This is a genomic window from Oligoflexus sp. (assembly GCF_035638955.1).
Classification (GTDB): domain Bacteria; phylum Bdellovibrionota_B; class Oligoflexia; order Oligoflexales; family Oligoflexaceae; genus Oligoflexus.
The window spans coordinates 1-6689 of sequence record NZ_DASQYZ010000237.1; the positions used below are offsets into that span (position 1 = coordinate 1).

Consider the following 6689-nt stretch of genomic DNA (forward strand, 5'->3'; position numbering starts at 1 on the left):
CAGGTAATGATTCAGAATTACCAATGCTTTCAAGCTTCTTTGCCTTCGCCGATTCGGACATGATGAAACCTCATTTCCGCCACTTTTACTTCACTAAATTATCGGTAAAAGCTGTCTCGAACTTGCCTGGCACATAGGGCAGCTTAGTTATGTCCCAGGCGGTGAGCGCGAACGATCGAGAGCAATAGGAGTTAGCAGTTGAACCGTTTTTCGGCTTCTTTTTTTCCGACAACCTCGACAGTTCATCCAAAAGAATCCATAAATCCGAAAATTCAGCCGCCCAGGGGACTTATTTTAGGGCTAGAGTCCTAACGCTGCCCCAGCATATTGATCTTTTCGTAAACCACATACGAATCCTCTTCCAGAGTCCTATCCTTCCAGTAGATGTGCCCCGTGAATTTGGTTGCGATGTAACCAGGGAGGCGCTGTGCCGTCATGCTAAAGCGCGTTTTAATCCCGTGCACAATCGTGTCCGGAGCATCCAGAACGATAAGGTCGAGGTTGTGCTGCATATCGTTTTTCAGCGACCAATCCCAGAAAGCCCCGTCCTGATGATGATCATAATTGGCGAAAATATTATGATCGAAGTAGGGGAGGATCGCTATGGAATGAAACCCTGTCGCATAGATCGAGGGTGATGAGGCTCGGCGCGTCTTCAAATATTCAGCGACCTGTTCGGCTGCGGAGTAATTATTCTTCAGGTCATTGCGGAATGCGGTGACGGCCCAGCTGATATGAATCCCAAGGACAACACAAATCGTGGCCAAGGTGTAGGGTCGAGTGATGACCACGGGGGTACTTTTCTCGAAGCTGATCCAAAGACAATAAATCCAGAGCAGGAACAGAATGCCTTCATGCCAAACGCTGGCATAGACGAAGGCAAAGAGGTGACCCATGATCAGGACCGGCCACAAAAAAAGACTCAGGGTCCCGGTTTTCCAAAAATGCCAGAGACTCAGCCCCAGGACCAGCCCGCTTAAAACCTTCTGCTCCGTTAAAGCCCGACTTATGAATTGAAAGGTGAAATCCAACGCGAAGCCGAGGTCATAGGATCGTCGGGGATGGACCGCAGAATGATCCATGGGAAAACGGATCTGCCAGACCGCGAGAAGACCAAGCCCTAGCAGAAGAGAAAATCCCAGGATCAGCTGATTCCTTTGAGCCGGATTCAGGCTGCTTCGTGCCTTGACGAAGGTCAGCAGGTCGATGCTGGCAAAGCAAAACGCCATGATCAATCCGTGCAGCGAAACATTAGCGAGCAGTCCCAGGAGCAGGACATAGCCGTAAAATTTTTCCTGGCGTTTCGGGTAAAGCATGGCAATACCGAAAAGAAGACAAGGTAGCAGGACATAACTTCGGGCCACGACCGCATACTGATACAGAACGAAGTAGCTGAAGGGAAAGAGAAGTTTAACGGGCCAGGGAAATGGAGCGTAAAGCAAAAACAGGAGCACGCCCAGAAGCGCAAAAAGTGCTGCGATAATACTCATCGCGGTGTAGGGAAGGCCCGTCTTGGCCGCCAGACCTAAAATGAAATGCCATAAGCCCGGTGTCCCTTCATATCTTAAATAGGTATTGATCAGATCGAGAGGGCGACTGTCCCGGCTTAAAAGCCAGGCCTGGGCTTCGTCAAACCAGGGCTCGTGATGATACACTCCGACTGCCAGCAGACAGGCATAGAGCAGGAAAGCAGCCATCAGGCTGATCCTTGAATATAATCGCATCATAAGTAGGCCGTCCTTAAAGTCCGTGGAGCTGACGATAGGCCAGCCGATAATAGATACCCGCCGTATTCTGCATCAGACTTTTGTGAGTTCCCGACTGAATAATTTTTCCGTGTTCCATCACCAGAACGCGGTCGGCATGCTTCACGGTCGAGAGCCGATGCGCGATGACCAGGGTCGTCCGTCCTTCCATGAGTCGCTCCAAAGCCTCTTGCACGAGGTATTCGCTTTCTGCATCGAGGGCACTGGTGGCCTCGTCCAAAATCAGAATGCGAGGATCTTTTAACAGGGCACGCGCAATGGCAATGCGTTGCCTTTGTCCCCCTGACAGTTGCAAGCCTCGTTCCCCAACCAGGGTTTGATAACCATTCGGAAACCCTTCGATGAAATCATGCGCATGAGCATCATAGGCCGCCCTGCGAACCGCAGCGTCCGAGGCATCAACCCGACCGTAACGAATATTGGCGGCAATGGTATCGCTCATCAGAAAAGGATCCTGCGAGACAACACCGATCTGTCTACGGAGCCATGCACTATTAAGATTCCGGATATTGGTTCCATCCAAAAGAATGGCCCCTTGAATAGGATCATAAAACCGTGTCAGCAGACTTGCAATCGTGGACTTGCCACTGCCCGATGGCCCCACGAGCGCGATGACCTGCCCAGGCTCCACCGAAAAGCTCAGTTCCTTAAGCACAGGAATGTCGGGCCGCGCCGGGTAGCAAAACTGCACGCGCTGAAACTGGACCCTCCCACTGATATGAGGGGGCACCAGGCCACTGGAAAGAGGAATTTTGGGCTGGCGGTCCAGCAATTCGAAGATGCGTTCTGAGGCGCCCAAGGTTGACATGAAATCAGTCCACAGCGATCCCAGACTGCCCAGGGAAACCGTCACCGACAAGGCATAAAGAAGGAAAGAGGTCAGATCACCGAGCGTCATAACCCCTGTCAGGACCATATCGCCACCGTACCATAGAACGCCCGCAATCGTCACCGATCCCAAAAGGGAGCCGATTCCAATAAAGCACGCGATGTTTTGAATACGGAGCCGGCCTAATTCCAAAGCCTGGGTTACGGCCCGCGCATAACGATGAGCTTCCCCTTGTTCCTGAATAAAGGCTCGCACGGTGCGGATGCCCGATATGGTTTCGGCGGCAATGCTTGCCGATTGTCCCCACGCGTCCTGACCTTCACGAGCCAGTTTTTGAATGCGTTTGCCAAAAAAACCCGTGCTGACCACGATCAAGGGAATGGCGATGAGAAAACCGATCGCCATGACAGCCGACGTGCGAATCAGCAGAATGGTGCCGAACAGCACAATTCCTGTGTGCTGGAGAAAGGATGAGAAATGCAGCGTGACAGCGTTCTGCACGACCGTGGCATCAGAAGCCAAACGACTCATCAATTCCCCTGTTTGCCGTGCATCAAAAAAAGCGATCTCCTGTTTCAGGACGGCCTGGTAAAGCGACTGCCGTAAACGCGTAACAATGCGTTCTCCCGCAGCTGTAAAAATGTAGTAGCGAAAAGCGGCCGAGACCGCCTGCAGCAGAAAGACGAGAAAGACCAGTCCCACCACAGGTTTTAAAAGATCGAATCGACCAGTTTCCAGGACCTCATCAATAATGTATTTAACAGCCTGGGGATAGACCAGGACCATGCTGCTGCTTAACACCAGGGCGATAAATCCAAAGATCAGCTTTTTCCATTCTGGCAAAGCCAGTTTGAAAAGCCGCAGGAGCTGTCCCCATGCTGTGGCTTTATCCAATCGAAGTACAGGTATCTGCATAGCCCCTCGTCAGCTGCCATAGTTTGAAAAGCGTTGACTCGACCAGCGAAAGACGGCGCTGGCGAGCAACACCAGGACGATTAATGGCAACACTGTGGTCCAGCCTGGGTTTAAGAAAGCATTGATAATGCAGCGCTGGAAGATCACCAGCATAATACACCCTGGAGCCATGCCGGCCAGGGTCGCGCCCATAAACCTAAGATAAGGAATCCTTGCGGCTCCCGCGGCGACATTCACCAGAGTGTTCGGCGCAATGGGCATGATCCGTAGCAGGCATAACGCCGCAAACCCCTCAGGTGTGTGACGGCCGTAAAATTGTGGGAAAAAGAAGCGGCCCATGCACCGACCTGCGACGTAACCCAGGCTGACCAAACCGATGACACTTAAAACGATATAGGAAAAGGCCGGCAGAGCCGGAAAGAAACTCGCTGTCAAGAGGATCAGCAGATTGATGGGCGCCAGCAGAAGACAAGCGATGACATACAGAATAGGAATCAAAAGCAGAGTTGAAAGACGAGTGTCATGCGGCATTCCATTCTGTGGATAAAAATTCAGTGTCCACTGATTTCCATACAGGGGAGAAAACATCCAGGCGTAGGAAGCCGCAATGCTCGCGCCGGCAAGTCCAGTCATGACCAGCGCCATCATGCGAGGGGGCACCTTGAGATGCCGCTGTATGATTTCCAGCATGCGGCCCCAACGATCCATGGCAATTTCCAGAGCGGAGGGCTGATCCATATCGAGCAGGTCAGCATCAAGCCACCCGATCTTCTCTTCCGGCATGGGCTGGAGTTTGAAATCCGCCAGATGTTTATCCGGTGAAAGAAGTCGCAAGGATTTAAGGACCTGCAAGGGCGAACCGGTTCGCTCCAGTTCCTGAAGGGCATAGGATGCATCATGATTGGCGTAATGCACGATCAAAAATGCAAGAGCTTTCCGTATGGACCTTTGCAGGTGAGGTTGCTGCCTGGCATCAATCGTGACATTGCATTCCGTATCAAGGCCCATGGATCGATTATTGAGGTTGGCCGATCCCAGGGTCAGGAATTGATCATCCACGATCATCAATTTGCTATGAACCGTGACATATTTATAAATTGGGATCAGCTCCTGATCATACGGATAAACGATGTGGACGCGTTTATGAAAATCGTAGGCTAGCACTTTGGTCAGGGCTTCATACTGCAGATGGCTCATCGTTCGTTTTTCGAGCCATGGTCCCAGCCGTTCCGGAAGCACCAGGGTAATTTCCGGCCCTTCGCTTCTCTGGCCCAACCGACACAGGATATCAACCATATGGTGCGAGGTCAGATACTGAGTTTCAATGTACACATACCGTTGCGCTGACAGCAGCAGGTCTTCATACACCTGAGCAATCTGTTTCACTTCGTTGGAGTTACGAAAGCTCGGATAGGTCAGCGACACGGCGATCGGCGCATCCTCAAAAAAAGCGATGGCCTGAGCCGGCGCTGGTGGCTTCACTCGGGTCGGTGGGACCATGGGGATGTTTGTGCCATTCGCCTGCTTCCAGCGTTGCCGAAACATCTGAGCCAGTTGCCAGGCCGCAGGCCCTGCCATGCCCAGCTGAGCATCATGATAGGGCTGATAGTATTGACCATCGGGATCTTTGCGAAGAGGATCCTCCGCGGCATGCATGCAGGTATCCCAACGCCGGATGGTGAGATCCATGCCGCCGACGAAGGCCAGCTGATCGTCTATGATAACAATTTTTTCATGGTGGGATCCACCAATGGGGTGGTGGGAATCCGTGCAAAAATGCAAACGAGGATGACAGAAGCGTGTGAATTTAAAATTCTGAAGCTTCTCGCGTTCCATAATATAGAGTGGCGCTGGTCGCCACGAGAGCAGATAGATATGGAGCTTTGGGTGGTTTTTCAAGATTCTGCGGAAAAACGTCGCCAGGTTCCAATGATCCCCTTGAGCTGATCCTTCACGTTTCGGATCAAGATTGGTGCGTGTGTGCGTATCCCAACCCAAAATAAAGATCGTGGACGTCGCTCGCTCACAGGCCTCAATAAAGGCTTTGAAGTAGGCTTCGCCGTCACAGTAAAGCCAGCCGTCATTCCCGTCAACATACGTGCAGGCATTTTTTTCAGTCCAAAATGAATCTTGCAAGGGTACCATTTGGTTCAGGTCCATCCATGACAGTGTTCAACCAAATGGAGCCCATGCAAGACTCAATCCTCAAAGCACTAAGCGTGACGTCGAATAGGAACAAGCCTCAGTCCAGTCGACAGTGCAGTTTCCACCCCGGCCTTGCCGGCCTCATGATAGGCTGCATCTTCATTCACCTGCCAGAGATCATAAACCTCATGGCCCGCAGCAATGTTTTCCACGCACAGCATCGCGGTCATCATTGCGTGATCTTGATTATTGTATTTATGCATTCCATTGCGCCCGACCATGTGCAGGCGCGGGTAACGACTTTGTATTTCTGAGCGGAGAGTTTCCACATGTTCCGCATAGGCGTCGTCATAGACCGGATAAGCTTTCGCCTGGCGTACAACGCAACCGTCGACAATTTTGTCGGGACTGGAGAGACCGATCGCGGCAAATTCCTGCTTGGCCAGCTCTATCAGGTCCTCATCCGAGGACGACCAGAGGCCGTCCCCTTCAAAGCAAAAGTATTCCAGTCCATAGCAGGACATGTTTTGATCCGGCACCATTTCGGGTGACCAGGATTTGAAGTTTTGAACTCGACCGACTTTGACGCCAGGTTCATGAATATAGATCCAGTTGTCATCAAATAATCCTTCATCCCTAACAATAAGGACGACCGTGAGAAAATCCCGGTACTTCAGATTTTGTGCAGCACCGATGACACGCTCTGGAAGTTTAGGCGTGAGACCCAAGGCCATTTCGCGTAGAGGGGCGCTGGAGATAACCTCATCCACGACGAGGGACTGTTCCTTGCCATTCGGGCCTTGATGGACAATCTTCCAGGTGTCGCCGCAGAACTGCAGGCTTTTCACTTTGTGGCCCATCAAAATTTCACCGCCGCGATCCAGGACCTTGGTAGCCCCCTGTTTCAGGAAAGATGTCGCTTAGCCAGAATTGAAAATATAGAGGGCGAGCAAGTAGATACAAGTGGGAAGACAGTCGTTCTATTCAAGCGAATTCAAGGAAGCGATCATCGCGAAGATTGTAAACAGGCGTAA

The 6689-nt window shown here is 51.6% G+C and carries 4 protein-coding genes; all 4 read right to left on the reverse strand.

The annotated features are described in order from the left end of the window. Positions 1-308: 308 nt before the first annotated feature. On the reverse strand, positions 309-1727 hold the full coding sequence (locus tag VE954_RS21900; RefSeq protein WP_324956757.1) for a hypothetical protein: 1419 nt from the start codon (positions 1725-1727) through the stop codon (positions 309-311). 13 nt (positions 1728-1740) lie between these two features. Then, a complete protein-coding gene (locus VE954_RS21905) occupies positions 1741-3510 on the reverse strand; it encodes an ABC transporter ATP-binding protein (protein WP_324956759.1) in 1770 nt (589 codons plus the stop codon). 9 nt (positions 3511-3519) lie between these two features. Then, positions 3520-5655, reverse strand: coding sequence for a phospholipase D-like domain-containing protein (locus VE954_RS21910; protein WP_324956761.1), 2136 nt, complete (start codon positions 5653-5655; stop codon positions 3520-3522). A gap of 68 nt (positions 5656-5723) precedes the next feature. Beyond that, entirely contained in the window at positions 5724-6563 is an 840-nt protein-coding gene (locus VE954_RS21915) for an FAD-dependent oxidoreductase (RefSeq protein ID WP_324956763.1), read from the reverse strand. Positions 6564-6689 lie beyond the last annotated feature (126 nt).

Excerpts from the sequence above, each read along its gene's own strand:
- VE954_RS21910 (WP_324956761.1), bottom strand. The coding sequence starts at position 5,655 with ATGGTACCCTTGCAAGATTCATTTTGGACTGAAAAAAATGCCTGCACG.
- VE954_RS21900 (WP_324956757.1), bottom strand. The coding sequence starts at position 1,727 with ATGATGCGATTATATTCAAGGATCAGCCTGATGGCTGCTTTCCTGCTC.
- VE954_RS21905 (WP_324956759.1), bottom strand. The coding sequence starts at position 3,510 with ATGCAGATACCTGTACTTCGATTGGATAAAGCCACAGCATGGGGACAG.